Annotated in this window: 21 protein-coding genes and 1 other RNA gene; 13 read left to right on the top strand and 9 right to left on the bottom strand. The window is 68.1% G+C overall.

Features of this window, described 5'->3' with window-relative positions; all coding sequences use genetic code 11:
• Positions 1-27: 27 nt before the first annotated feature.
• Genes WD026_RS01440 through WD026_RS01430 form a run of 3 tightly spaced genes read left to right on the top strand, consistent with a single transcriptional unit; the run spans position 28 to position 2,402 of the window.
• Positions 28-1,104 carry a sensor histidine kinase gene (locus tag WD026_RS01440; protein ID WP_425721883.1) on the top strand — a complete coding sequence of 359 codons (1,077 nt, stop codon included), beginning with the start codon at positions 28-30 and terminating at the stop codon, positions 1,102-1,104.
• Complete coding sequence (locus WD026_RS01435; protein ID WP_425721882.1) at positions 1,101-1,931, top strand: LytR/AlgR family response regulator transcription factor; 831 nt, start codon at positions 1,101-1,103, stop codon at positions 1,929-1,931. Before WD026_RS01440 ends, WD026_RS01435 begins: the two co-directional genes overlap by 4 nt.
• Before the next feature lie 24 nt (positions 1,932-1,955).
• Positions 1,956-2,402 carry an SRPBCC family protein gene (locus WD026_RS01430; protein WP_425721881.1) on the top strand — a complete coding sequence of 149 codons (447 nt, stop codon included), beginning with the start codon at positions 1,956-1,958 and terminating at the stop codon, positions 2,400-2,402.
• Positions 2,403-2,687: 285 nt separating this feature from the next.
• Here WD026_RS01430 and WD026_RS01425 read toward each other — a convergent pair whose 3' ends face one another.
• From WD026_RS01425 to ompA, 7 genes are all read right to left on the bottom strand, one after another.
• Positions 2,688-3,194 (bottom strand): cupin domain-containing protein, encoded by a 507-nt coding sequence (locus WD026_RS01425; RefSeq protein ID WP_425721880.1) that lies wholly within the window; start codon positions 3,192-3,194, stop codon positions 2,688-2,690.
• Positions 3,195-3,263: 69 nt separating this feature from the next.
• Positions 3,264-3,947, bottom strand: a complete 684-nt coding sequence (locus WD026_RS01420) for an SOS response-associated peptidase (protein ID WP_425721879.1) — start codon at positions 3,945-3,947, stop codon at positions 3,264-3,266.
• Between the two features lie 35 nt (positions 3,948-3,982).
• Entirely contained in the window at positions 3,983-5,911 is a 1,929-nt protein-coding gene (locus WD026_RS01415) for a methyl-accepting chemotaxis protein (RefSeq protein ID WP_425721878.1), read from the bottom strand.
• Between the two features lie 131 nt (positions 5,912-6,042).
• Positions 6,043-6,418, bottom strand: a transfer-messenger RNA (tmRNA) gene (gene ssrA, locus WD026_RS01410).
• A 13-nt stretch (positions 6,419-6,431) separates the two neighbouring features.
• Positions 6,432-7,103, bottom strand: coding sequence for an HAD family hydrolase (locus WD026_RS01405; RefSeq protein ID WP_425721877.1), 672 nt, complete (start codon positions 7,101-7,103; stop codon positions 6,432-6,434).
• Positions 7,100-7,807 carry a bifunctional 2-polyprenyl-6-hydroxyphenol methylase/3-demethylubiquinol 3-O-methyltransferase UbiG gene (gene ubiG, locus WD026_RS01400; protein WP_425721876.1) on the bottom strand — a complete coding sequence of 236 codons (708 nt, stop codon included), beginning with the start codon at positions 7,805-7,807 and terminating at the stop codon, positions 7,100-7,102. Before ubiG ends, WD026_RS01405 begins: the two co-directional genes overlap by 4 nt.
• Positions 7,808-7,878: 71 nt before the next feature.
• Entirely contained in the window at positions 7,879-8,517 is a 639-nt protein-coding gene (gene ompA, locus WD026_RS01395) for an outer membrane protein OmpA (protein ID WP_425721875.1), read from the bottom strand.
• A 264-nt stretch (positions 8,518-8,781) separates the two neighbouring features.
• Here ompA and gyrA point away from each other — a divergent pair, with 264 nt between their 5' ends.
• From gyrA to lapB, 9 genes are all read left to right on the top strand, one after another.
• Positions 8,782-11,433, top strand: coding sequence for a DNA gyrase subunit A (gene gyrA, locus WD026_RS01390; protein ID WP_425721874.1), 2,652 nt, complete (start codon positions 8,782-8,784; stop codon positions 11,431-11,433).
• Complete coding sequence (serC, locus tag WD026_RS01385; RefSeq protein ID WP_425721873.1) at positions 11,433-12,524, top strand: 3-phosphoserine/phosphohydroxythreonine transaminase; 1,092 nt, start codon at positions 11,433-11,435, stop codon at positions 12,522-12,524. The genes gyrA and serC overlap by 1 nt, the downstream gene beginning before the upstream one ends.
• A 25-nt stretch (positions 12,525-12,549) precedes the next feature.
• Complete coding sequence (gene pheA / locus WD026_RS01380; protein WP_425721872.1) at positions 12,550-13,647, top strand: prephenate dehydratase; 1,098 nt, start codon at positions 12,550-12,552, stop codon at positions 13,645-13,647.
• Positions 13,647-14,525, top strand: a complete 879-nt coding sequence (locus WD026_RS01375; RefSeq protein ID WP_425721871.1) for a prephenate dehydrogenase — start codon at positions 13,647-13,649, stop codon at positions 14,523-14,525. The genes pheA and WD026_RS01375 overlap by 1 nt, the downstream gene beginning before the upstream one ends.
• 17 nt (positions 14,526-14,542) lie before the next feature.
• A complete protein-coding gene (locus WD026_RS01370) occupies positions 14,543-16,597 on the top strand; it encodes a bifunctional 3-phosphoshikimate 1-carboxyvinyltransferase/cytidylate kinase (RefSeq protein ID WP_425721870.1) in 2,055 nt (684 codons plus the stop codon).
• Between the two features lie 179 nt (positions 16,598-16,776).
• On the top strand, positions 16,777-18,456 hold the full coding sequence (gene rpsA / locus WD026_RS01365) for a 30S ribosomal protein S1 (RefSeq protein WP_425721869.1): 1,680 nt from the start codon (positions 16,777-16,779) through the stop codon (positions 18,454-18,456).
• Between the two features lie 25 nt (positions 18,457-18,481).
• Complete coding sequence (locus tag WD026_RS01360) at positions 18,482-18,802, top strand: integration host factor subunit beta (RefSeq protein WP_425721868.1); 321 nt, start codon at positions 18,482-18,484, stop codon at positions 18,800-18,802.
• Positions 18,803-18,844: 42 nt separating this feature from the next.
• Positions 18,845-19,156, top strand: coding sequence for a LapA family protein (locus tag WD026_RS01355; RefSeq protein WP_425721867.1), 312 nt, complete (start codon positions 18,845-18,847; stop codon positions 19,154-19,156).
• Positions 19,146-20,291: a lipopolysaccharide assembly protein LapB gene (lapB, locus tag WD026_RS01350; RefSeq protein ID WP_425721866.1), complete on the top strand. Its 1,146-nt coding sequence runs from the start codon at positions 19,146-19,148 to the stop codon at positions 20,289-20,291. Before WD026_RS01355 ends, lapB begins: the two co-directional genes overlap by 11 nt.
• A 21-nt stretch (positions 20,292-20,312) precedes the next feature.
• Here the strand turns inward: lapB and WD026_RS01345 are convergent, their stop codons facing one another.
• Entirely contained in the window at positions 20,313-23,906 is a 3,594-nt protein-coding gene (locus tag WD026_RS01345) for a hydantoinase B/oxoprolinase family protein (RefSeq protein WP_425721865.1), read from the bottom strand.
• A gap of 4 nt (positions 23,907-23,910) precedes the next feature.
• Positions 23,911-24,477 (bottom strand): winged helix DNA-binding protein, encoded by a 567-nt coding sequence (locus WD026_RS01340; protein ID WP_425721864.1) that lies wholly within the window; start codon positions 24,475-24,477, stop codon positions 23,911-23,913.
• A gap of 177 nt (positions 24,478-24,654) precedes the next feature.
• Here WD026_RS01340 and WD026_RS01335 point away from each other — a divergent pair, with 177 nt between their 5' ends.
• Positions 24,655-25,629 carry a TRAP transporter substrate-binding protein gene (locus tag WD026_RS01335; RefSeq protein WP_425721863.1) on the top strand — a complete coding sequence of 325 codons (975 nt, stop codon included), beginning with the start codon at positions 24,655-24,657 and terminating at the stop codon, positions 25,627-25,629.
• The last annotated feature ends 35 nt before the right edge of the window (positions 25,630-25,664 follow it).

The following is a 25,664-nucleotide window of genomic DNA, read 5'->3' as shown; positions in this document are numbered from 1 at the left end:
ACCGACGGTTTCGCACCATACTGCCGCATGGCCACCCATCTGCCCGACGCCGACCGCCCGCGACCCGACGCCCGCCGCATCGCCCGGCGGCTGCTGTTCACCCTGGTGGTGAACACGGTGGTCGCGCTGTTCCTGGCGCTGCCGGGCCGCGAGGGCCTGTGGGTGAACTGGGTGTACTCGCAGTGCATCGGCCTGCTGATCTGGCTGTGCATCGACGGTGGGCGCTTCGTGTTTCATCCGCAGGGGCGGCTCATGGGCTGGCGCATGGCACTGCTGGTGATGGCCGGCGTGGTGGGCGGCTACAGCGCCGGCTGCCTGCTGGCCAACGCCCTGCTGAGTCGCCCGGTGCTGCTGGGCCTGCACGGGCTGCCCACCAGCACGCTGCAGATCATGGTGGTGTCACTCGTGGCCGCCGGCATCACCACCTATGTGTTCACCAGCCGCGAGCAACTCACCCTGGCCCGCCAGGCCTCGGAGGCGGCGGAGCGCCAGGCCACCGAGGCGCGGCTGCGATTGCTCGAATCGCAGCTGGAGCCGCACATGCTGTTCAACACGCTGGCCAACCTGCGCGCCCTGATCGCCACCGACCCGCCGCGTGCCCTGGCCATGCTGGACCGGCTCGACGGTTTCCTGCGGGCCACACTGCAGGCCAGCCGCAGCGGCCCGGGCCACCACACCCTGGCGGCCGAGTTCGACCGCCTGGCCGACTACCTGGCGCTCATGGCCGTGCGCATGGGCCCGCGACTGACCCATTCGCTGGACCTGCCTGCGGCCCTGCAGCACCACCCGGTGCCCGCGCTGCTGCTGCAGCCCCTGGTGGAGAACGCCATCCGCCACGGGCTGGAGCCTTCGGTGGCCGGCGGCCATGTGGCCGTGTCGGCCCGCGAGGTCGACGGCACGCTGCAGCTGGAGGTGCTGGACAACGGCATCGGCTGCGACAAAGCGCCTGACAGCGCGAGCGATGGCAGCGGCTTCGGCCTGGCCCAGGTGCGCGAGCGGCTGGCCAGCGCCCACGGTACTGCGGCACACTGCCAGTGGCACAGCCGCCCCGGCGAAGGCACCCGCGTCACCTTGCGCCTGCCCTTGTTCACCGACACCGCATGAGACCCACCGCCCTGATTGCCGAAGACGAGCCCCTGCTGGCGCAGGCGCTGTGCGCCGAGCTGCAGCGCAGCTGGCCGGCCCTGACGCTGCTGCCGGTGGTGGCCGATGGCCACAGCGCAGTGCAGGTGGCGCTGCAGGCACGGCCGCAGGTGCTGTTTCTGGACATCCGCATGCCCGGCCAGAGCGGCCTGGAAGCGGCTGCCGAGATCGCCGAACACTGGCCCGCAGGCCTGCCCTTCCCCGCTCTGGTGTTCGTGACCGCGTACGACCAGTACGCGGTGCAGGCCTTCGAGACTCAGGCCATCGACTACCTGCTCAAGCCGGTGCGGCCCGAGCGGCTGGAACGCACGCTGGAGCGCATCCGCCAGCACCTGGACCGACCCGCGACCACCACCCAGCCCACGAGCGACGAACAGCGGCTGCAGGCCTTGCTGGGCCGGCTGCACCAGCTGCTGGAACCTGCCAGTCCCACGCTGCCCGGCAACGCATCCATACCGACCGAACCCCTGCGCCTCGTCACCGCCAGCGTGGGGGCGACCGTGCGGGTGGTGCCCGTCGAGCAGGTGCTGGTATTCGAGGCCGCCGACAAATACGTGCGCGTGCTCACGGCCGACGCCGAACTGCTGCTGCGCACGCCGCTGAAGGAACTGCTGCCCCGGCTGGACCCCGCCGAGTTCTGGCAGGTGCACCGGGGCACCGTGGTGCGCGCCAGCGCCATCCTGGATGCCGTGCGCGGCGACAACGGCAAACTCAGCCTGAGCCTGCGCGGACGCCCGGAACGCTGGCCGGTGAGCCGGCTGCACGAATACCGCCTGCGGCCGCTGTGACGGCTTTCAACCGAGGAGAGCAACATGCCCTACACCCTGCGTTTCCAGCGCGTGCTGCGCGCCCCGCCCGAGCGGGTGTTCCGCGCCTTCATCGACCCGGCTGCCCTGGCCAAGTGGAACGCCCCCGACGGCTTCACCGCCACGGTGCACGAGATGGACGCCCGGCCCGGCGGCCGCTTCCGCATGTCGTTCACCAACTTCAGCGCCGGCCAGACCCACAGCTTTGGCGGCGAGTTCAGGGAGCTGGTGCCGAATGAAAAGATCGTGGCCACCGACCGCTTCGACAGCCCGCACCTGCCCGGCGAACTGGTGACCACCACCCTGTTCAAGGCCGTGGGCAGCGGCACCGAACTGAACATCGAACAAGCCAACCTGCCCGATGCCCTGCCCCCGGACGGCTGCATGCTGGGCTGGCAGCAGTCGCTGGAGTTGCTGGCGCGGCTGGTGGAGCCGGAGATACCGGGGGAGTGAAGTCGATGAAGTGTGGGTAGAGCTTGGGCCGCAGACGCCTGAGCGCTGAAGAGATGGTTTTCAACGGTTGCCAGGGCCCCCATGCATAAAAACTGAGATCAGACCGACCCCTCACGTTCGATCACCGGTATCCGAGCCACACCCATCGGATGTGCGCCGTATTGGCACCCGACACCAGCGAAGAACACGTGCCGGCATGGAGCATGGTGCGATGCTCCAGGTTGCGGACGCGGTCATGCCGGCGATATCAAAGGCAACCCGGGCACGCTCTGCCTCCTGGAGAGGTCAGTAGGGCCGGCCGTCTTTGTGTGCGAAGAGCCAACGTCCTTCGGACAACACGGCCACCAGATCGTCGTCCGGGTAGCTGACGGTATCGCCGGGGCTTCGATCACCGATTTCGAGGTAGACCACCGGCTCGTTGCCCGGGTTGACCAGCTGGTGGGCGTTACCGGAGCCCGCCTGAAAGCCGGCGCACATGCCGGGTGCGAGCAACGTCTCACCAACGTCCGTGCGCAAGACCGGATGCCCTCGCAGCACATAGATGAACTCATCCTGAGCGGTGTGTGCATGGCGCAGTGACGACACAGCGCCGGGTGCCAGCTCGGTCAGATTCACACCGAAATTACCCAGACCAAACACCGCACCCAAAGCGCGCTTGGTGCGACCGTTCATGCGCGAGGCAAATGGCTCAGGGTAGTTGGATGCCACCGTGCGCGGCGCCATGTCGGTGGCCAGGACTGCCACGGGTCGTGCGGTATTGCTCAAGGTGCTGACTCCTGGGGTGGTGGGCATGGGAATGTGATCACGGAACGTCGATCAGGACAAGCTGGGCTGGTCGGGACAACGCGGCGGCCCAGCCTCTCAGCCTCCCGCCCGCTTCTTCTCGATCGGATTCGCCGTCAACCCCTCGGCCGGGTACGCCCGCATGAACTCGCGCGCCTTCTCCGGCTGGGCCGCATTCAGCCAGGCGCCGTAGGCGCCTTCGTTCAGTATGGCCGGCATGCGTTTCTCGCTGCCGGGCGGGCCGTAGCGGCGCATGAGGGCGTGGCTGTTGGCGTTGACCGTGAGCAGGCAGAAGCTGACGATGACATCGCCGTCTGCACCGGCCCAGCGCTCCCACAGGCCGGCAACGCCCATGGCTTGTCCGTCCACCCGGGCCACGCGGGTGGGCAGGGCCTTGCCGTTGCGCCAGTCGTCCACCTGAAAGGCCATCATGGGCACGATGCAGCGCTGTGCACCCAGCCAGGCAGCGCGGAAATTGTTCGAGGTGCTGGCGGTGTCGGCAAAGGCGTTGACCAGCTTGGTGGAGCGCAGCTTGGCGTCGGAGGCGGACTTCACCCAGGGCGGCACCAGGCCGAACTGCCCTACCACCAGCTCGCGCCCGATGCCGTTTCCAGCCGCCGTCGTTTCCGGTGCGTTGCGGATGAAGACGCCGGGGCGGCGGGGCCAGACCTGCGGGCCCAGGGTGGGGTCTGTGGGCGCATCCACGCCGAACACATCGCGGTACAGCGAAGCGGGGCGCAGGCATTCGTATTGAGAACTCATGGGCCGGATGGTAGGCCCTGCGCTGCGGTGCCTGGTCAGCGGTGCAGCCGGAACGCACCCACCAGATCGGCCAGCTGTTGCGACTGGTTGCGCAGGCTGTCGGCGGCGGCAGCGCCCTCCTCCACCAGCGCGGCATTCTGCTGGGTGACCTGGTCAAGCTGGGCCACGGCGTGACCCACCTGGCCGATGCCGTCGGCCTGCTCCTGGCTGGCCAGGGTGATGCCTTCGATGAGCTGGGACACGCGGGCCACCTGCTCGACGATCTGCCCCACGCTCTGGCCGGCCTGGGCCACCAGCCCGGTGCCCGACTCCACCCGCTCGACGCTCTCGCCGATGAGGCCCTTGATCTCCTTGGCGGCTTCGGCACTGCGCTGGGCCAGGTTGCGCACCTCGCCGGCCACCACCGCAAAACCCCGCCCTTGCTCACCGGCCCGGGCCGCTTCCACCGCTGCATTGAGCGCCAGGATGTTGGTCTGAAACGCGATGCCATCGATCACACCGATGATGTCGCTGATGCGGCGGCTGCTGTCGTTGATGCCCTGCATGGTCTGCACCACGCGGCCGACCACCTGACCGCCCTCCTCGGCGGCCAGCTTGGCCTCGCGGGCGATGCGCGCGGCCTCGCGCGAGGTCTCGGCGTTCTGCTGCACGGTCGAGGTGAGCTCCTCCATGCTGGCGGCGGTCTGTTCCAGGTTGCTGGCCTGCATTTCGGTGCGGGAGGAGAGATCGGCATTGCCGGTGGCGATCTGCGCACTGCCGGTGGCAATGGTCTCGCTGCTCTGTCGAACCGACGACACCATGGTCACCAGACTCTGGTTCATGGTCTTCAACGCGGTCAGCAGCTGCCCGGTCTCGTCGGTGCTGCGGATCTCGATCTGCGAGGTCAGGTCGCCGGCGGCCACCGTCTCGGCCACGGTCACGGCCTTCGCGATGGCGCGGGTGGTCTGGCGCGCAATCGCCAGCATCAGGAGCGTGCCCAGCAGCACCATCAGACCGATGCCCAGGCTCAGCTGCACCAGCCTTCGCATGGCACCGGCCGCCTCGTCGTCGAGTTCCTTGGCCAGCACCTTGAAGGCCTCTTCGATCAGCGCGAACTGGGCATCGATCTGCGCCGTGGTGGCGGCAAAGAACGCATTGGGCGCCATGGACAACTGTTCGGCTTTCAGGATCTCCTTGTCGACCAGGCCCACAGCGGCATCGGCCGCGGTCCAGGCTGCGCCGGCCTTGACGCCGACGGCCGCACCCAGCACAGGGTCGGCTGCGAGTGCCTTGTCCAGGCTGCGCCGCGCCTGTGCCATGTGCGAGCGGGAGATGTTCGCCAGCGCGGACAGGTTGGAGCGCTGGTCGGCACCCAGCTCACCCCGCGTCAGCACCAGCGAGCCCTGGGCACGCGCCTGCCCCAGCGACTCGGTCAGGCGGGGCATGTGCACCAGCACCGACTGGATCAGGAAATAGGTGTGGGCATTCGGATCCAGGCTCATGCCCGAGGCGTCGTTGATCTCCTCGATCAGCGCCAGCTGGCCGGCGATCAGCGCGGTGTGCCGCGCAAAGCTCTGCGGACCCGGCACCGCCTTGGCCGACACATCGGCGGCCAGGGCTTTCCATTGCTCGACGAGCTCGCGGTTGCGGGCAGCCAGCTCCGGGGCTTCCAGGGCGCCCAGGGCATCGGCCAGTCGTGCGAAAGCGGCATCCACATCGGACTGGCGCTGCGAGCGGGCGTCCTTGACCGACTCGTTGCCCCCCAGGAAGTTGGCCGACAGTCCCCGGTGCTGCTGCGTGACTTGCAGCAGCTTCAGGGCCGCGCCGGCTGCCGGGATGCCACGGGTCTCGCCGTTGGCCGCTCGCCAGACCGTCAGATCGGCCCTCACGGCCATCGCCGTGGGCAACGCAGTCATGACCAGCGCAATCACGCCGATCAGGAGGAATTTGCGCGCCAGGCGCAGATTGCCAAGCCAGTTCTGCATGAGAAAACCCTCTTCCGTCCGTTGTTCCTGAGGGGTATATCGGTCAATATCCCTACGAGTTGAGAGGGAAAGAGCCGGGGCGCAAGGACGAAAAAAATCCCGACCGGGTGAGGGTCGGGATTTCGGGTGATTGGTGGAGCTGGGGGGATTCGAACCCCCGTCCGCAAGCCTTCTTCGCGCAGTTCTACATGTGTAGCCGTCTGGTTTGATCTCGCCGGTTCCACCGCGCAGCGGCACGCTGAGGAATCGACCAGCCCCCTTGGATCTCGACCTGCATCAAGGTGCCCGATGCAGGTCCAGCCGATGAAAATTACCTCACAGCCTGGATGTCTTGCGACACCCTTGCCCAGCCCATCGGCCTGCTGTTGTGAAGCTCACCGGTGTTTAAGCGGCGAGTGCGAAACGTTCGTCGTTTGCAGTTGGTTTTTTTCTGCTGATTAACGAGGTGACAGAACCTCGACATGCCCTGCTGCGTGTCCGAACCCACGTCGAAACCGGTGCAGCCCCAGGACTCAACAGTTTAAGGCAGACCCAGCCATTTCAAGAGCTGCAGCGGAGAAAGAATGTGGCCATCGGCCGGCCAGTGCTCCACCGTGGCCTGCGGGCCGAGGTAGCCGTAGCCGGCCGCAATGGTGCGCATGCCGGCGCTGCGGCCGGCCAGCATGTCGCGCTCGTCATCGCCCACGTAGATGCAGCGCTGCGGCTCCAGGCCCAGGCGCCGGGCGGCCTCGAACAAGGGCTCGGGGTGGGGCTTGGCGTGCGGGGTGGTGTCGCCGCACACCACGGTGGCGGCGCGAGCCAGCAGCGGCAGGGCCGCCACCAGCGGGTCGGCAAAGCGGTGCGCCTTGTTGGTGACCACGCCCCAGGCCAGCCCGTGGCGCTCCAGCGCGTCGATGAGGGCCGGCACTTCGTCAAAGGGACGGGTGTGGCGGGTCAGGCGGGCCTCGTAGGCGCCATAGAACTCCTCGCGCAGGACCTCGTAGTCGGCGTGTTCGGGCGTCACGTCGAAGGCCACCCGCAGCATGCCCCGCGCACCCGATCCGGCATGGGGCCGGTAGGCGTCCATGGGCAGCGAGGCCCAGCCGCGGCGCAGGCGCATCTCGTCGGCTGCCCCGCCGAGATCCGGCGCGCTGTCGATCAGGGTGCCGTCCAGGTCGAACAGCACCGCCTGCACATCGGCCAGCCCCGTCATGCCTTGCGGGTGGCGAACAGGTAGTTCACGCTGGTGTCTTCGCTGAGCCAGTAGCGCCGGGTCAGCGGGTTGTACTCCATGCCCTTGGTGTGCTGCAGGTCCAGTCCGGCCTGGCGGGCGTAGCCGGCCAGCTCGCTGGGCCGGATGAACTTGGCGTACTCGTGCGTGCCCTTGGGCAGCAGGTTGAGCACGTATTCAGCGCCCACGATGGCGAACAGGAACGACTTGAGGTTGCGGTTGAGGGTGGAGAAGAACACCCAGCCGCCCGGCTTCACCAGCGTCGAACAGGCCTGGACGATGGACGCCGGGTCCGGCACATGCTCCAGCATCTCCATGCAGGTCACCACATCGAAAGCGCCCGGCTGCTCGGCCGCCAGGTCTTCGGTGCTGATCTCGCGGTATTCCACGCGCGGGGTCGACGCCTCCAGGGCATGCAGCTGGGCCACCTTCAGCGCCTTGACCGACAGGTCGATGCCCAGCACGTCGGCTCCCTGGCGGGCCATGGCATCGGCCAGGATGCCGCCACCACAGCCCACATCGAGCACGCGCTTGCCGGACAGCCCCACCAGGGCATCGATCCAGCCCAGCCGCAGCGGGTTGATCTGGTGCAGGGGACGGAACTCGCTCTCGGGGTCCCACCAGCGGTGGGCCAGTTCGGAGAATTTGGCCAGTTCGGCCGGGTCGGCATTGGTGTGGGTGGTCATGGGTGGATTATCGGCAGGGGCATAAAAAAACCGCGCCGTAGCGCGGTTTTCTTGATCAGACCGAGGGTCGATCAGTTCTTGCGGGTGCCGACCACTTCGACTTCCACGCGACGGTTCTTGGCGCGGCCTTCGCGGGTGGCGTTGTCGGCCACCGGCTGGGTCAGGCCCTTGCCTTCGGTGTAGATGCGGTTGCTTTCGATGCCCTTGCTCACCAGGTAGGCCTTGACGGCTTCAGCGCGGCGAACCGACAGGGACTGGTTGTACTTGGCAGCGCCGGTGGAGTCGGTGTGACCCACAGCGATCACGACTTCCAGGTTGATGCCGCCGACCTTGCTGGCCAGATCGTCCAGCTTGGCCTTGCCTTCGGGCTTCAGGACAGCCTTGTCGAAATCAAAGAAGGCGTCGGCAGCGTAGGTCACCTTGGTGGCGGCCGGAGCGGGTGCCGGAGCGGCAGCAGCCGGCTTCGGTGCAGCGGCGGGAGCCGGTGCCGGAGCAGCAGCCGGGGCGGCGGCCGGGACGATGGCGCCGTCGCAGCCCTGGGCGGCGGTGGCGGGGGTCCAGTTGGCATCGCGCCAGCAGAGTTCGTTGGTGCCGTTCTTCCAGACCAGTTCGCCGGTGCCGTTGCGCCAGTTGTCGACGGTCTGAGCGCCAGCGGCCGTTGCCATGGCGGCGGTTGCGATCAGCATTGCCACTTTGTTGAGTTTTTTCATGGTTTTCCTCTTGGTAAGCCGCAGACGGACTGCGATGACGTAATGGACGTTTCGGACGGACGGTTGCCCGAACGCTCAAAAGATTGTGCCACAAGCGGCATCGGGCTAACCCTGAGCGGTCGTGACAGCGGGAAAGCCGGCTTCCGGCACCCATGAGAGACGGCGGCATCGTTGTCCTGATGCAACAGGCACAAGCGGAAAGCCGGTCCGGACGCGACCCTTAAAATCGCCGATTGCCTTCAACCTCCGAGAGACTGACCGCCCATGTCCCAGTTCGCCAAAGAGACCCTGCCCATCAGTCTTGAAGAGGAAATGCGGCGCAGTTACCTGGATTACGCGATGAGCGTGATCGTGGGCCGGGCCCTGCCCGATGCGCGGGACGGCCTCAAGCCGGTGCACCGGCGCGTGCTGTACGCCATGCACGAGCTCAACAACGACTGGAACCGGCCCTACAAGAAGTCGGCCCGTATCGTGGGCGACGTGATCGGCAAATACCACCCGCACGGCGACTCGGCGGTGTACGACACCATCGTGCGCATGGCGCAGGACTTCTCGCTGCGGCACATGCTGGTGGACGGCCAGGGCAACTTCGGCTCGGTGGACGGCGACAACGCCGCCGCCATGCGCTACACCGAAATCCGCCTGTCGAAGATCGCCCACGAGATGCTGGCCGACATCGACAAGGAAACCGTCAATTTCGGCCCCAACTACGACGGCTCCGAAAAAGAGCCGCTGGTGCTGCCCAGCCGCCTGCCCAACCTGCTGGTCAACGGTTCGGCCGGCATTGCGGTGGGCATGGCCACCAACATCCCGCCGCACAACCTCAACGAGGTGGTCGACGCCTGCCTGCACCTGCTGAAGAACCCGGAAGCCTCCATCGACGAGCTGATGGAAATCATCCCGGCGCCCGACTTCCCCACCGCCGGCATCATCTACGGCATCTCGGGCGTGAAGGACGGTTACCGCACCGGCCGAGGCCGCGTGGTCATGCGCGCCAAGTGCCATTTCGAGGACATCGACCGCGGCCAGCGCCAGGCCATCATCGTGGACGAGCTGCCCTACCAGGTGAACAAGAAGACCCTGCAGGAGCGCATTGCCGAGCTGGTGCACGAGAAGAAGATCGAAGGCATCAGCCACATCCAGGACGAATCCGACAAGTCGGGCATGCGCCTGGTGATCGAGCTCAAGCGCGGCGAAGTGCCCGAGGTGGTGCTCAACAACCTCTACAAGCAGACCCAGCTGCAGGACACCTTCGGCATCAACATGGTGGCGCTGGTGGACGGCCAGCCCCGCCTGTGCAACCTGAAGGACCTGATCCAGGTGTTCCTGGAGCACCGCCGCGAGGTGGTGACCCGCCGCACGGTGTTCAACCTGCGCAAGGCCCGCGAACGCGGCCATGTGCTGGAAGGCCTGGCGGTCGCGCTGGCCAACATCGACGAGTTCATCCGCATCATCCGCGAGAGCCCCACCCCGCCGGTGGCCAAGGCCGAGCTGATGACCCGCAGCTGGGACAGCCAGCTGGTGCGCGAGATGCTCACCCGCGCCAAGGCCGACGGCGGCACGGTGAACGCCGACGACTACCGCCCCGAGGGCCTGGAACGCGAATTCGGCATGCAGGGCGACGGCCTGTACCGACTGTCCGAGACGCAGGCCCAGGAAATCCTGCAGATGCGCCTGCAGCGCCTGACCGGCCTGGAGCAGGACAAGATCGTGGCCGAGTACAAGGACGTGATGGCCGAGATCGACGACCTGCTCGACATCCTGGCCCGTCCCGAGCGCGTGTCCACCATCATCGGTGACGAGCTGAGCGCGGTGAAGCAGGAATTCGGTCAGACAAAGCTGGGCGCCCGACGCAGCGAGATCGAGCACAACGCCCAGGACCTGGCCACCGAAGACCTGATCACGCCCACCGACATGGTGGTCACGCTCAGCCACAGCGGCTACATCAAGAGCCAGCCGCTGTCGGAGTACCGGGCGCAGAAGCGTGGCGGGCGCGGCAAGCAGGCCACCGCCACCAAGGAAGACGACTGGATCGACCAGCTCTTCATCGCCAACACGCACGACTACATCCTGTGCTTCTCCAACCGGGGCCGCCTGTACTGGCTCAAGGTGTGGGAGGTGCCGGCCGGCTCGCGGGGTTCGCGCGGCCGCCCCATCGTCAACATGTTCCCGCTGCAGGACGGCGAGAAGATCAACGTGGTGCTGCCGCTCACCGGCGAAGCCCGCACCTTCCCGTCCGACCGCTATGTGTTCATGGCCACGTCCATGGGCACGGTCAAGAAGACGGCGCTGGACGAGTTCAGCAACCCGCGCAAGGCCGGCATCATCGCTGTCGACCTCGATGAGGGCGATTTCCTGATCGGCGCCGCACTCACCGACGGCCAGCACGACGTGATGCTGTTCTCCGACGGCGGCAAGGCGGTGCGCTTCGACGAGAACGATGTGCGCCCCATGGGCCGCAATGCGCGCGGCGTGCGCGGCATGTCGCTGGAAGACGGCCAGAGCGTGATCGCCATGCTGGTGGCCGAGGACGAGCAGCAGAGCGTGCTGACCGCCACCGTCAACGGCTACGGCAAGCGCACCCCCATCGGCGAGTACACCCGCCACGGCAGGGGCACCAAGGGCATGATCGCCATCCAGCAGAGCGAGCGCAACGGCAAGGTGGTGGCCGCCACGCTGGTGCATGCCGACGACGAGATCATGCTGATCACCGACAAGGGCGTGCTGGTGCGCACCCGCGTCTCCGAGATCCGCGAGATGGGCCGCGCCACCCAGGGCGTCACCCTGATCTCGCTGGACGAAGGCTCGGTGCTCTCGGGCATGCAGCGCATCGTGGAGAACGACGCCAATGCGCCCGACGTGACCGAGGAAGCCGACGCGCCCGACGCCACCGACACCCCTGACGGCACCGCGTGATGGCCCGGCCCTTCAACTTCTCGGCCGGCCCGGCCGTCATGCCCGAAGAGGTGCTGGCGCAGGCCGCGCGCGAGATGCTCGACTGGCAGGGCACCGGCATGGGCGTGATGGAGATGAGCCATCGCGGCAAGGCCTTCATGTCGATCTGCGAGCAGGCCGAGGCCGATCTGCGTGAACTGCTGGCGGTGCCCGAGAGCCACCACATCCTGTTCATGCAGGGCGGCGGTCTGGCCGAGAACGCCATCGTGCCGCTGAACCTCTCGCGCGGCGGCGCGGTGGACGTGGTGGTCACCGGCAGCTGGAGCCAGAAGTCCCTGAAGGAAGCGAAGCGCTACGCCGACGCCCGCGCGGCGGCCAGCAACGAGTCCGACGGCCACACCTCCATCCCGGCACCCTCGACCTGGCAGCTGCGTGCCGACGCCCGCTATGTGCACCTGTGCAGCAACGAGACCATCCATGGCGTCGAATTCCATGAGCTGCCCGACCTCAAGGCCCTGGGCTGCGACGCGCCGCTGGTGATCGACTTCTCGTCCCACGTGGCCTCGCGCCCGGTGGACTGGAGCCGGGTGGGCCTGGCCTTCGGCGGTGCCCAGAAGAACCTGGGCCCGGCCGGCCTGACGCTGGTGGTGGTGCGCGACGACCTGCTCGGCCACGCGCTGGACATCTGCCCCAGTGCGTTCAACTACCGCACGGTGGCCGACAACCGCTCCATGTACAACACGCCGCCGACCTACAGCATCTACATGGCCGGTCTCACTTTCCAGTGGCTCAAGCGCCAGGGTGGCGTGGCGGCCATGGAGCAGCGCAACATCGCCAAGGCCAAGCTGCTGTACGACTTCATCGACGCCTCGCAGCTGTATGTGAACCGGGTCGATCCGGCCGCGCGTTCGCGCATGAACATTCCCTTCTTCCTGCGCGACGAATCGCGCAACGATGCCTTCCTGGCCGGCGCGCAGGCGCGTGGCCTGCTGCAGCTCAAGGGCCACAAGTCGGTCGGCGGCATGCGCGCCAGCCTGTACAACGCCATGCCCCTGGAGGGCGTGCAGGCGCTGGTGGACTACCTGCGCACATTCGAACAACAAGCGGCCTGAGACCCGCCGCCCGAGACAAGCCCCCATGACCCAACCCCAGCAATCCCAGGCCCTGGCCGAACTGCGCGTGAAGATCGACGCGCTCGACCAGCAGCTGCTGTCGCTGCTCAACCAGCGTGCCCGCGTGGCCGAAGAGGTGGGCGAGATCAAGCGCCGCGAGGGTTCGCCCTTCTTCCGCCCGGACCGGGTGGCCCAGGTGATCGAGAAGATCCAGGGCGCCAACCAGGGCCCGCTGCTCAACCAGCATGTGGCCGCCATCTGGCGCGAGATCATGTCGGCCTGCCTGGCGCTGGAAACGCCGCAGCGCGTGGCCGTGCTCGGCCCGCAGGGCACCTTCTGCGAACAGGCGGCCATCGAGTTCTTCGGCAGCGCCGCCAACCTGATCTACTGCGCCAACTTCGACGAGGTGTTCCATGCCACCGCGGCCGGCACGGCCCAGTTCGGCGTGGTGGGCATGGAGAACTCCACCGAGGGCGTGGTGGCCCGCTCGCTGGATCTGTTCCTGCGCTCGCCGGTGCATGTGGTGGGCGAGGTCAGCCTGCTGGTGCGCCACAACCTGCTGCGCCAGACCAATTCGCTGGACGACATCCAGGTGGTCATGGCCCATCCGCAGGCGCTGGCGCAATGCCAGAACTGGCTGACCCAGCACCTGCCGCATGCCGAGCGCCGTGCGGTGTCCAGCAACGCCGAAGGTGCCCGCCTGGCCGCCACCGACCCGACCTGGGCGGCCATCGCCAGCGAACGCGCGGCCTCGCAGTTCGGCCTGCACATCGTCTCGCACGCCATCCAGGACGAGGCCTACAACCGCACCCGCTTTGCGGTCATCAGCCTGCCGCAGACCATGGCCATGCCGCCGGCCTCCGGCCGCGACTGCACCAGCATCGTGGTGTCGGTGCCCAACCGGCCCGGCGCGGTGCACGACCTGCTGGTGCCGCTCAAGCAGCACGGCGTGTCCATGACCCGTTTCGAGTCGCGCCCGGCCAAGTCCGGCCAGTGGGAGTACTACTTCTACATCGACATCGCGGGTCACCCGTCGCAGCCGGCCGTGGCGGCGGCCCTCGAAGAACTCCAGCGTCTGTGCGCCTACTACAAGGTGCTGGGCGCTTACCCGGTGAGCGAATGATGTTCGAACAACTCGGATTGATCGGCTGCGGACTCATGGGCGGCTCGTTCGCCCTGGCACTCAAGCAGGCCGGTCTGGTCAAGCGCGTGGTGGGCTACAGCAAGTCGCCCTCCACCACCGAACGCGCCCGGCAGATGGGTGTGATCGACATCGAGGCGCCGTCGGCCCTGCTGGCGGTCTCGGGCTCCGACGTGGTGCTGCTGGCCGTGCCGGTGGCCGCCACCGAGGCCACCTTCAAGGCCATCCGCCACCTGATCCACAAGGACATGCTGCTGATGGACGTGGGATCGACCAAGCGCGACGTGGTGGACGCGGCCCGCCGTGTGCTGCGCGACCAGGTCGGCGTGTTCGTGCCGGCCCACCCCATTGCCGGCAAGGAGCTGGCCGGCGTGGAACACGCCGATGCCGACCTCTACCACGGCCGGCAGGTCATCCTCACGCCCATCGAGCGCACCCAGACCGCACAGATCGAACGCGCCACCCAGCTCTGGAAAGCCCTGGGCTGCCATGTGCGCCAGATGTCGCCCGAGTCGCACGACGCCGCCTACGCCGCGGTGAGCCACCTGCCGCACCTGCTGGCGTTCGCGCTGATGAACGCCATCCAGAACCAGAAACAGGGCGCGGATTTCCTGGCCCTGGCCGGCCCGGGCTTCCGTGACTTCACCCGCATTGCGGCCAGCGACCCGGCCATCTGGCGCGACATCCTGATGGCCAACCGCGAAGAGCTGCTGGGCCAGACGCAACGCTTCCGCCAGGCCCTGGAAGCACTGGAAAACGCGGTCAAGGGCGAGAACCCCGACGCCCTGGAAACCCTGATCGAACAGGCCAGCATTGCCCGCGCCCAATGGCGCATGAACGCCATCCGCCCGCAGGGCTGAGGCGCCACCACCGACCCATGTTCTCCACCGCCTTTCTCGACCTCCCGCCGCTGCAGGCGGCTGGCGGCACGGTCCGCCTGCCTGGCTCCAAGAGCATCTCCAACCGGGTGCTGCTGCTGGCGGCACTCAGCGCCGGTCACACCGACGTGGTCGACCTGCTCGACTCCGACGACACCCAGGTCATGCTGCAGGCGCTGCGCCAGCTGGGCTGCCGCATCGAGCCGCAGGCCGACGGGGCGCTGCGGGTGCACGGACTGGGCGGCGAACTGCCGGTGCGCGAAGCCGCGCTCTTCATGGGCAACGCCGGCACGGCCATGCGCCCGCTCACGGCAGCCCTGGCCCTGCTGGCGGCGCGCCACGGCGGGCGTTTCGAGCTCAGCGGCGTGCCGCGCATGCACGAGCGCCCCATCGGTGATCTGGTGGACGCCCTGCGCCAGCTGGGCTGCCCGGTGGACTGCCTGGGCCAGCCGGGTTACCCGCCGCTGCGGCTGGGCAACGGTGCGGTGCAGGCCCTGAAGCTGGACGAGGCCATCCGGGTGCGTGGCGATGTGTCGAGCCAGTTCCTCACGGCCCTGCTGCTGGCGCTGCCGCTGGTGGCGCAGACGCAGGCCATCACCATCGAGGTGGTGGGCGAACTCATTTCCCGGCCCTACATCGAGATCACGCTGAACCTGCTGGAGCGCTTCGGCGTGCGGGTGCAGCGCGACGGCTGGCAGCGCTTCACCATCCCGGCCGGCAGCCGCTATGTGTCGCCGGGCCGCATGCCGGTGGAAGGCGATGCCTCGTCGGCCAGTTACTTCATCGCGCTGGGCGCCATCGCACCGGCCGCGCCGGGCACCGACGGCATCACCATCGAAGGCGTGGGCCTGGCCTCCATCCAGGGCGACATCCGCTTCGTCGAGGCCGCGCGCGCCATGGGCGCCGACGTGCAGGGCGAGGCCAATGCGCTGCGCATCCGCCGCGGTGCCTGGCCGCTGAAGGCCATCGACCTGGACTGCAACCACATTCCCGACGCCGCCATGACGCTGGCCGTGATGGCGCTGTTCGCCGACGGCACCACCACGCTGCGCAACATCGCCAGCTGGCGGGTGAAGGAAACCGACCGCATCGCGGCCATGGCCATCGAGTGCCGCAAGCTCGGTGCCACGGTGGAGGAAGGGGCCGACTTCATCCGCATCACGCCGCCGACCGGATGGCAGGCGGCCAGCATCCACACCTACGACGACCACCGCGTGGCCATGTGCTTCTCGCTGGCGGCCTTCAACCCGGCCGGGCTGCCGGTGCGCATCCTGGACCCGCGCTGCGTGGGCAAGACCTTCCCCGACTACTTCGAGTCCCTGTTCGGGGTGTGCGTGGCCGACCCGCAACACATCCCGGTGATCTGCGTGGACGGCCCCACCGCCTCCGGCAAGGGCACGCTTTCCAGCGAGCTGGCCGCCCGCCTGGGTTACCACTGGCTGGATTCGGGCGCGCTCTACCGCCTGGTCGGCCTGGCGGCCACCCGCCTGGGACTGGCGCTGGACGAAGCCGCCCTGCAGCAACCCGGGCAGGCGCAGCGCCTGGGCGAGCTGGCTGCGGGGCTGAACCTGCGGTTTGCCGACCACCGCATCTGGCTCGATGGCCAGGATGTGAGCGAGGACTTGCGAACTGAAGCCGCCGGCATGGCCGCCTCCCGGGTGTCGGTGGTGCCCCAGGTGCGCCAGGCCCTGCTGGAGCTGCAGCGGGGCATGCGCCGCCTGCCCGGCCTGGTGGCCGACGGACGCGACATGGGCACCGTGATATTCCCTGATGCACCGCTCAAGGTGTACCTGACGGCCAGCGCCGAACAGCGGGCCGAACGCCGCCATAAGCAATTGATTTCAAAGGGAATCCCTGCTAGACTCGACGACCTTCTGGCGGACCTCAAGGCACGCGACGAACGGGACTCCAACCGGTCCCACGCGCCCCTGAAGCCCGCCGAAGACGCCCTGATGCTGGACAACTCCTCGCTCGACATCGAATCCTCGGTGCAGCAGGTGTTGAACTGGTGGCAGGGCAAGGTGCCGTTCGCGGAAGGCCGCGAGCAGCACTGACCGGCCCAGACGGCCCCGCCGGGCGATCCCAGCCCGCAGGCCCGATGGTTCTTTTCAACCAACCCCGTGGTGCCACGCACCACAACAGCAACGCCGCCCAACCGTCGTATCCCGCCACCCGATGCAGGTTCTTCTGCGCCCGTGGTGCACGCCGACGCTGAGCGGTCTTAGGAAACTCCATGTCTGAATCTTTTGCCGCCCTGTTCGAAGAGTCCCTGAAACGCGCTGAAATGCGCTCGGGCGAAGTCATCACCGCCGAGGTGGTGCGCATCGAACACAACCATGTGGTGGTCAACGCCGGCCTCAAGTCGGAAGCCTTCGTCCCCCTGGCCGAGTTCAAGAACGACCAGGGCGAGCTCGAAGTCCAGGTCGGCGACTTCGTGTCGGTCGCCATCGACTCCGTCGAGAACGGCTTCGGCGACACCCTGCTGTCGCGCGACAAGGCCAAGCGCCTGGCTTCCTGGATGGCCCTGGAAAAGGCCCTGGAATCCGGCGAGTTCGTCACCGGCACCACCGGCGCCAAGGTCAAGGGCGGTCTGAAGGTCATGGTCAACGGCATCAGCGCCTTCCTGCCGGGCTCGCTGGTCGACAGCCGTCCGACCAAGGACCTGACCCCGTACGAGAACAAGACCCTGGAATTCAAGGTCATCAAGCTCGACCGCAAGCGCAACAACGTGGTGCTGAGCCGCCGCGCCGTGGTGGAAGCCTCCATGGGCGAAGAGCGCGCCAAGCTGATGGAAACCCTGAAGGAAGGCGCCATCGTGCAGGGCGTGGTCAAGAACATCACCGAGTACGGTGCGTTCGTCGACCTCGGCGGCATCGACGGTCTGCTGCACATCACCGACATGGCATGGCGCCGTGTCCGCCACCCGAGCGAAGTGGTGCAGCCGGGCCAGGAAATCACCGCCAAGATCCTCAAGTTCGACACCGAGAAGAACCGCGTGTCCCTTGGTCTGAAGCAGATGGGCGACGACCCGTGGATGGGCGTGTCGCGCCGCTACCCGCAGGGCACCCGCATGTTCGGCAAGATCACCAACATCGCCGACTACGGCGCGTTCGTGGAACTCGAGCCGGGCATCGAAGGCCTGGTGCACGTCTCCGAAATGGACTGGACCAACAAGAACGTGGCCCCCAGCAAGCTGGTGTCGCTGGGTGACGAGGTCGAGGTCATGGTGCTCGACATCGACGAGGACAAGCGCCGCATCTCCCTGGGCATGAAGCAGTGCCGTGCCAACCCCTGGCACGAGTTCGCCGAGGCCACCAAGCGCGGCGACCGCGTCAAGGGCCCGATCAAGTCGATCACCGACTTCGGCGTGTTCGTGGGCCTGGCTGCCGGCATCGACGGCCTGGTGCACCTGTCCGACCTGTCCTGGAACGAAGCCGGCGAGACCGCCGTGCGCAACTACAAGAAGGGCCAGGAAGTCGAAGCCATCGTGCTGGCCATCGACGTGGAGCGCGAGCGCATCAGCCTGGGCATCAAGCAGCTCGACGGCGACCCGTTCACCACCTTCGTGTCGGTCAACGACAAGGGTTCCGTGGTGACCGGCAAGGTCAAGACCGTGGATGCCAAGGGCGCCGAGATCGATCTGGGCGAAGACGTGCTGGGCTACCTGCGCGCTTCCGAGATCAGCCGTGACCGCGTGGAAGATGCCCGCAACGTGCTGAAGGAGGGCGACGAAGTCACCGCCGTGGTGGTCAACGTGGATCGCAAGACCCGCAACATCCAGCTGTCCATCAAGGCCAAGGACATGGCCGACCAGAACGAAGCCATGGCCAGCCTGAACCAGAACACCGGCAACGCCGGCACCACCAGCCTGGGCGCCCTGCTGCGCGCCAAGCTGGACAACAGCAACAACTGATCGGCACCGGCACCCTCTTCTTCTCATGACCCGAAGCGACCTCGTCGAAGCCCTGGCCAGCCGTTTCAGCCAGCTCACCCACCGCGATGCGGAGTTCGCCGTCAAGGCGATCCTCGATGCGATGGGCGATGCCCTGGTGCGCGGCCACCGGATCGAGATCCGGGGCTTCGGCAGTTTCTCGGTGAACCGCCGTTCACCCCGCGTCGGGCGCAATCCGCGCTCGGGCGAGAGCGTCATGATCCCGGAGAAGCGGGTGCCCCACTTCAAGCCCGGCAAGGCCCTGCGCGAGCAGGTCGATGCCCGCACGGCCGAGATGCTCGGCCGCGAAGGCAAGCCGGGCTCCTGAAGACCGCTGGCTACAATCGGCTCCCACCACAGAGGGGATGCCGTGAAGTACCTCATGTGGCTGCTCAATGCAGCCCTTTTTTTTGTCCTTTTCGCCTTCGCGCTGAACAACCAGGACAGGGTCACGCTGCACCTGTTCTTCGGCGCGCGCTGGCAGGCACCGCTGGTGGTGGTCGTCCTGCTGTCCATGCTGATCGGCGTCTTCCTGGGCGTGGTGGCCATGGTGCCGCTGTGGCTCAAGGCCAAGAAGGCGCGCCGCCGCGCCGGCACCTCCGGCAACCACCCCACCACCGCCTTTGGCGGCGACACCACCCTGCTGCCTTCCGACCCGATCGAACGACGCCATGGACTTTGACCTGACCTGGCTGCTCTGGGGCCTGCCCCTGGCCTTTGCCCTGGGCTGGGCGGCCTCCCGCCTGGACCTGCGCCAGTGGCGCATGGAGGGCCGGCAGGCGCCCAAGGCCTACTTCCGCGGCCTGAACCACCTGCTCAACGAACAGCAGGACCAGGCCATCGATGCCTTCATCGAGGCGGTGCAGGGCGACCCCGACACCACCGAGCTGCACTTTGCACTCGGCAACCTGTTCCGCCGCCGGGGCGACTACGACCGCGCGGTGCGGGTGCACGAGCACCTGCTGTCGCGGGCCGATGTGAGCGGAAAGGACCGCGACCGCGCCCAGCACGCGCTGGCGCTGGACTTCCTCAAGGCCGGCCTGCTGGACCGGGCCGAGGCCGCTTTGCAGAAGCTGCAGGGCACCTCGTTTGCCGGCGAGGCCATGCTGGCCCTGCTGGGCATCTATGAGCGCTCGCGCGACTGGCCCAAGGCCCAGGAAGTGGCCCGCCAGCTCGACGCCCAGGCCCAGGGCAGCTTTGCCTCGCGCCTGGCCCATTACCGCTGCGAAGAAGCCGAACTGGCGCTGCGCCAGGGTGACCGCAGCCGCGCCCGCGAGCAGCTGGATGCGGCCGTGCGCGAGGCGCCGCAGGTGGCCCGGGGCTGGGTGGCGCAGAGCATGCTGCGCCAGCAGGAAGGCGATGCCGCCGGCGCGCTGGACGCCCTGCTCCACCTGGCCCGTGAGGCCCCCCAGGCCCTGCCGCTGGTGGCCGGTCTCATGACCGACCTGGGCCGCCAGACCGGCCGCGTGGACGCGGTGGCCGGGGTGCTGCGCACCGCCGACGAGCGCAGCCCCTCGATCGACATCACCGAAGCCCTGGCCACGCTGGAGGCCGATCCGGTGGCCGCCCGGGCGCGTTACCTGCAGCACCTGGAGCGCGAGCCCTCGCTGGTGATCGGCGCCCGCTGGCTGGCTGGCGAAACGCTGTCGGACCCGCTGGCCCAGACCCCTGTGCAGCGCACGCTGGAGCAGGCCAGTGCGCCGCTCAAGCGCTACCGGTGTGCGGCCTGCGGCTTCGAGGCGCGCCAGCACTTCTGGCAGTGCCCGGGCTGCCAGGCCTGGGACAGCTACCCGGCCCGGCGCGTCGAGGAACTCTGAGGCGCCCCCGCCGAGGCTGGGTCAGGCGCTGCCGTAGCCCCCGCCGCCGGGGGTGTGGATCTCGAACACGTCACCGGGCTGCATCTCGGCCTGGCCGATGTGGCCCAGCAGCTCCACCGACCCATCGGCCCGCACCACGCGGTTGATGCCGGGTGCGCCCGGCTGCCCGCCGGCCATGCCGAAAGCCGGGTGCACCCGCCCGTTGGACAGGATGCTGGCGGTCATGGGCTCCAGGAAGCGGATGCGGCGCACGCCGCCATCGCCACCGCGCCACTGCCCGGCCCCGCCGGAGCCACGGCGGATCTCGTAGCTCTCCAGCCGCACCGGGAACCGGAATTCGAGGATCTCCGGATCGGTCAGGCGCGAGTTGGTCATGTGGGTCTGCACCACGGCCGTGCCATCAAAACCGTCGCCGGCACCGCTGCCGCCCGAGATGGTCTCGTAGTACTGGTAGGTGGCGTTGCCGAAGGTGAAGTTGTTCATGGTGGGCTGGCTGCCCGCCATCACGCCGAGCGCGCCATACAGCGCGTTGGTGATGCAGGTCGAGGTCTCGACGTTGCCTGCCACCACCGAGGCCGGCGGGTTGGGGTTGAGCATGCAGCCCGGCGGGATGATCACCTCCAGCGGCTTGAGGCAGCCGGCGTTGAGCGGGATGTCGTCGTCCACCAGCGTGCGGAACACGTACAGCACGGCCGCCATGCACACCGCGCGCGGTGCGTTGAAGTTGTTGGTCTGCTGCGGGCTGGTGCCGCTGAAGTCGATGACGGCACTGCGCCGTGCCGCATCCACCCGCACCGCCACCCGGATCTGCGCGCCGTTGTCCAGCGGCAGGGTGAAGGCACCGTCCTTGAGGCGGGTGATGACGCGGCGCACCGACTCTTCGGCGTTGTCCTGCACATGGCGCATGTAGGCCTGCACCACGTCCAGCCCGAACTGCTCGACCATGCGGCGCAGTTCCTGCACGCCCTTCTCGTTGGCCGCGATCTGGGCCTTGAGGTCGGCCATGTTCTGCTGCGGGTTGCGGCTGGGGAACTCGCCGCTCTGCAGCAGCGCGATCATCTCGGCCTCGCGCAGCACGCCGCCGGCCACCAGCTTGACGTTGTCGATCTGAACGCCCTCTTCCTCGATGCGGGTGGAGAACGGCGGCATGGAGCCGGGGGTGGTGCCGCCGATGTCGGCATGGTGTCCGCGCGATCCCACATAGAAGGTGGGCTCTGCCGCGTCGCCCACATACACCGGCGTGATCACGGTCACGTCGGGCAAATGCGTGCCGCCGCGGTAGGGATCGTTGAGCACGTACACGTCGCCGGGCTGCATGCGGCCGGCGTTCTCGCGGATGACGGTCTTGATGCTCTCGCCCATGGAGCCCAGGTGCACCGGCATGTGGGGGGCGTTGGCGATCAGGTTGCCCTGGGCATCGAACAGCGCGCAGGAGAAGTCCAGCCGCTCCTTGATGTTGACCGAGTAGGCGGTGTTCTGCAGCTGCAGCCCCATCTGCTCGGCGATGTTCATGAACAGGTTGTTGAACACCTCCAGCAGCACCGGATCGACCGTGGTGCCGGCCGCATGGCGCACGGTGCGGGGCACGCGGCGCTCCATCTCGATATGGTCGAGCGCCGTGATGCGGGCCTCCCAGCCCGGCTCGATCACGGTGGTGGCGTTCTTCTCGGCAATGATGGCCGGGCCGGGCACCACATCGCCCGGGCGCAGGTCTTCGCGCACCACCAGCGCGGCGTCGCGCCACTGGCCGTCGGCATACATGCGCACCGTCTCGCGGCGCGGCACCTCGCGCGGCTCGTGCAGGGCGTGCCGGGCTTCGGTGGGCGCATCACCGGCCACCACGGCCTCCACCGACACCGCCTCCACCATCAGCCGCTTGCCCGGCATGAGGAAGGCAAAGCGCTGCCGGTAGGCGGCCTCGAACGCGGCCTCGATGGCGTCGCGCGGGCCATGGGGCACCACCAGGGCGGCATCGCTGCCCTCGTAGCGCACATGCACGCGGCGGTGCACCGTGACATCGCCCGCGCTCACCTGCTGCTGCCGCAGCGCCAGGCCGGCCTGCTGCGCCAGCTGGTCCAGCGCGTCGTGCACCGTGGCCAGTGCCGCATCGTTCAGGGGCAGTTCGATGGCACGCTCGCGGATCACGTTCTGGTCGGCCAGCCCCATGCCGTAGGCGCTCAGCACGCCGGCCAGCGGGTGCACGAAGACCCGGGTCATGCCCAGCTCGTCGGCCACCAGGCAGGCGTGCTGGCCGCCAGCACCGCCGAAGCACTGCAGCGTGTAGCGGGTGACGTCGTAGCCCCGCGCCACCGAGATCTTCTTGATGGCATTGGCCATCTGCTGCACCGCGATGCGCAGGAAGCCTTCGGCCACCTCTTCGGCCGGGCGGCCGGTCTGCCGGGCCAGGGCGTCGAACCGCTCGCGCACCGCCTCCAGGCTCAGCGGCTCGTCGGCGCGCGGGCCGAACACCCGCGGAAAGTGGGCCGGCTGGATCTTGCCCAGCAGCACGTTGGCATCGGTCACCGCCAGCGGACCGCCGCGGCGGTAGCTGGCCGGACCGGGGTTGGCACCGGCGCTCTCGGGGCCGACGCGGAACCGCGAGCCGTCGAAGCTGAGCAGCGAACCACCGCCAGCGGCCACGGTGTGGATGCTCATCATGGGCGCACGCATGCGCACGCCGGCCACCTGGGTCTCGAACTCGCGCTCGAAGGCGCCGGCGTAATGCGACACGTCGGTCGAGGTGCCACCCATGTCGAAACCGATCACCTGCTGGTGGCCGCCCAGGGTGGCCGTGCGGGCCATGCCCACGATGCCGCCAGCCGGGCCGGAGAGGATGGCGTCCTTGCCCTGGAAGCGGTGGGCGTCGGTCAGGCCGCCGCTGGACTGCATGAAGAACAGCGGCACGCCCGGCATTTCGCTGGCCACCTGCTCCACATAGCGGCGCAGGATGGGCGAGAGGTAGGCATCGACCACGGTGGTGTCACCCCGGCTGACGAACTTCATCATGGGGCTGGTCTCGTGCGAGGTGCTGATCTGGGTGAAGCCGGCCTCGCGCGCCAGCCGGGCGGCCGCCACCTCGTGGGCGGTGTGGCGGTAACCGTGCATGAACACGATGGCCACGCTGCGCAGGCCGGCGTCGAAGGCGGCCCACAGGCGTTCGCGCAGGTGGGCTTCGTCCAGGGCCTGCACCACCGAACCGTCGGCCGCCATGCGTTCCTGGGCCTCGATGACGCGGCTGTACAGCAGCTCGGGCAGCAGGATGCGGCGGTCGAACAGGCGCGGGCGGTTCTGGTACGCAATGCGCAGCGCATCGCGGAAGCCCCGGGTGGTGACCAGCAGCGTGGGCTCGCCCTTGCGTTCCAGCAGCGCATTGGTGGCCACCGTGGTGCCCATCTTCACGCAGGCCACCTGCTGCGGCGTGACCGCCTCGCCCGGGGCCAGGCCCAGCAGGTGGCGAATGCCGGCCACCGCCGCGTCGCGGTACTGCTCGGGGTTGTCCGACAGCAGCTTGTGCGTGACCAGGGTGCCGTCGGGCCGCTTGGCCACGATGTCGGTGAAGGTGCCGCCCCGGTCGATCCAGAACTGCCAGCGGGGGTCGGTGGGATTCGTGTTCATGGCGTCACAGGGATGCGGCCGAGCGGGCGGCCTGGTCGTAGATGCCGGAGAGCACGCGCAGCAGCCGCGCGAGTTCGCCGATGTCGTGGTTGAGGGCGTCGTCGGCCTTGAGCGCATTGATCAGGCAGCCCTCGCGGATCTCGCGGTAGCGGGTGACGAAGGCCTTGCCCTCCTCGGTGGGGCCGTAGGTGACCTCCTTGCCGTTCTTGCTGGAGACCACCACGCCCAGGCCCTGCAGCTTCTTGAGGGAGTAGTTGATGAGGTGGGTGTCCTCCACGTTCATGATGAAGGCGATGTCGGCCAGGCGCTTGTCGCGCGCCCGGTGGGTGACGTGGTGCAGCACCAGCACGTCGAGCGCGGTCAGGTCCTTCAGGCCGGCCGCGCTCATGCAGTGCACGATCCAGCGGTAGAAGGCGTTGCCGGCCACGATGAGACCGAACTCGAACTCGCTCATCTCGGCGCTGTGGGGCGACACCAGGTGCGCCGACGACACGATGCGTTGCCCCACGGCACCCTGGGTCGGGCCGGTGGTGGGTGTGGCGGCGCTGGAGCCGGGTTTGCCTCGGGCCATGCAGGTCTCCTCGGAAATCAGGGTGGGGAATCAGGACAGGAACGGGAGCGCAGTGTAGGCCTCGTTTTGACGATTTGCCAACGTTTTGTCGACATTACTGGAAAACCCTGATCTCATTTTGTCGGCACGTCGATAGAGTCCGCTCACCCCTTCCGCCCCCAACCAGGAGACCTCCCCATGAAACGCCGCCTGTTCAGCCTGACCCTGGCCGCCAGCGCCCTGGCCTGCTCCCTGCCCGCCGCCGCCCAGACCGCCTGGGACCTGCCCTCGGCCTACCCGGCCACCAACTTCCACACCGTCAACCTCAACGCGTTCGCCAGCGATGTGGAGAAGGCCACCGGCGGCAAGCTCAAGATCACGGTGCATGCCAACGCGGCGCTGTTCAAGGCACCCGAGATCAAGCGGGCGGTGCAGGGCGGACAGGCCCAGATCGGCGAGATCATCCTGGCGGCCTACCAGAACGAATGGGCCATGTTCGGCGCCGACGGCATTCCGTTCCTGGCCACCAGCTACGACGAGTCGCGCAAGCTGTATGCCGCGCAGAAACCCATCCTGCAGAAGAAGCTGGGCGAGCAGGGCCTGATGCTGCTGTACTCGGTGGCCTGGCCGCCGCAGGGCATCTACAGCAAGAAGCCGCTGGCCAGCGCCGCCGACCTCAAGGGCAGCAAATGGCGCGCCTACAGCCCAGCCACCTCGCGCATCGCGCAGCTGGTGGGCGCCCAGCCGGTCACGGTGCAGGCCGCCGAGCTGTCGCAGGCCCTGGCCACCGGCGTGGTGGAAACCAACATGACCTCGGGTGCCACCGGCGTGGACAGCAAGCTGTTCGAGCACCTGAAGTTCTATTACGACGTGCAGGCCTGGCTGCCCAAGAACGCGGTCATCGTCAACAAGCGCGCCTTCGACGCGCTCGACAAGGCCAGCCAGGACGCGCTGCTCAAGGCCGCGGCCGACGCCGAGACCCGTGGCTGGGCCGCCTCGCAGAAGGTCAACACCGACTCGCTGGCCACGCTGCGCAGCAACGGCATGACGGTGGAGCCCGGCAGTGCGGCGCTGAAGGCCGACATGCAGAAGGTGGGCGCCACCATGCTGCAGGAATGGCTGGGCCAGGCCGGCGCCGAAGGCCAGCAGATGCTGGACGCCTACCGCAAGTAAGCGCCAGGCCCACCGCTGACGCCGACGGACCGAAC

The sequence above is a fragment of the Hydrogenophaga sp. R2 genome, assembly GCF_049843595.1.
In the GTDB taxonomy this organism is placed as follows: domain Bacteria; phylum Pseudomonadota; class Gammaproteobacteria; order Burkholderiales; family Burkholderiaceae_C; genus Hydrogenophaga.
This window is presented reverse-complemented; position numbering and strand designations above follow the sequence as displayed.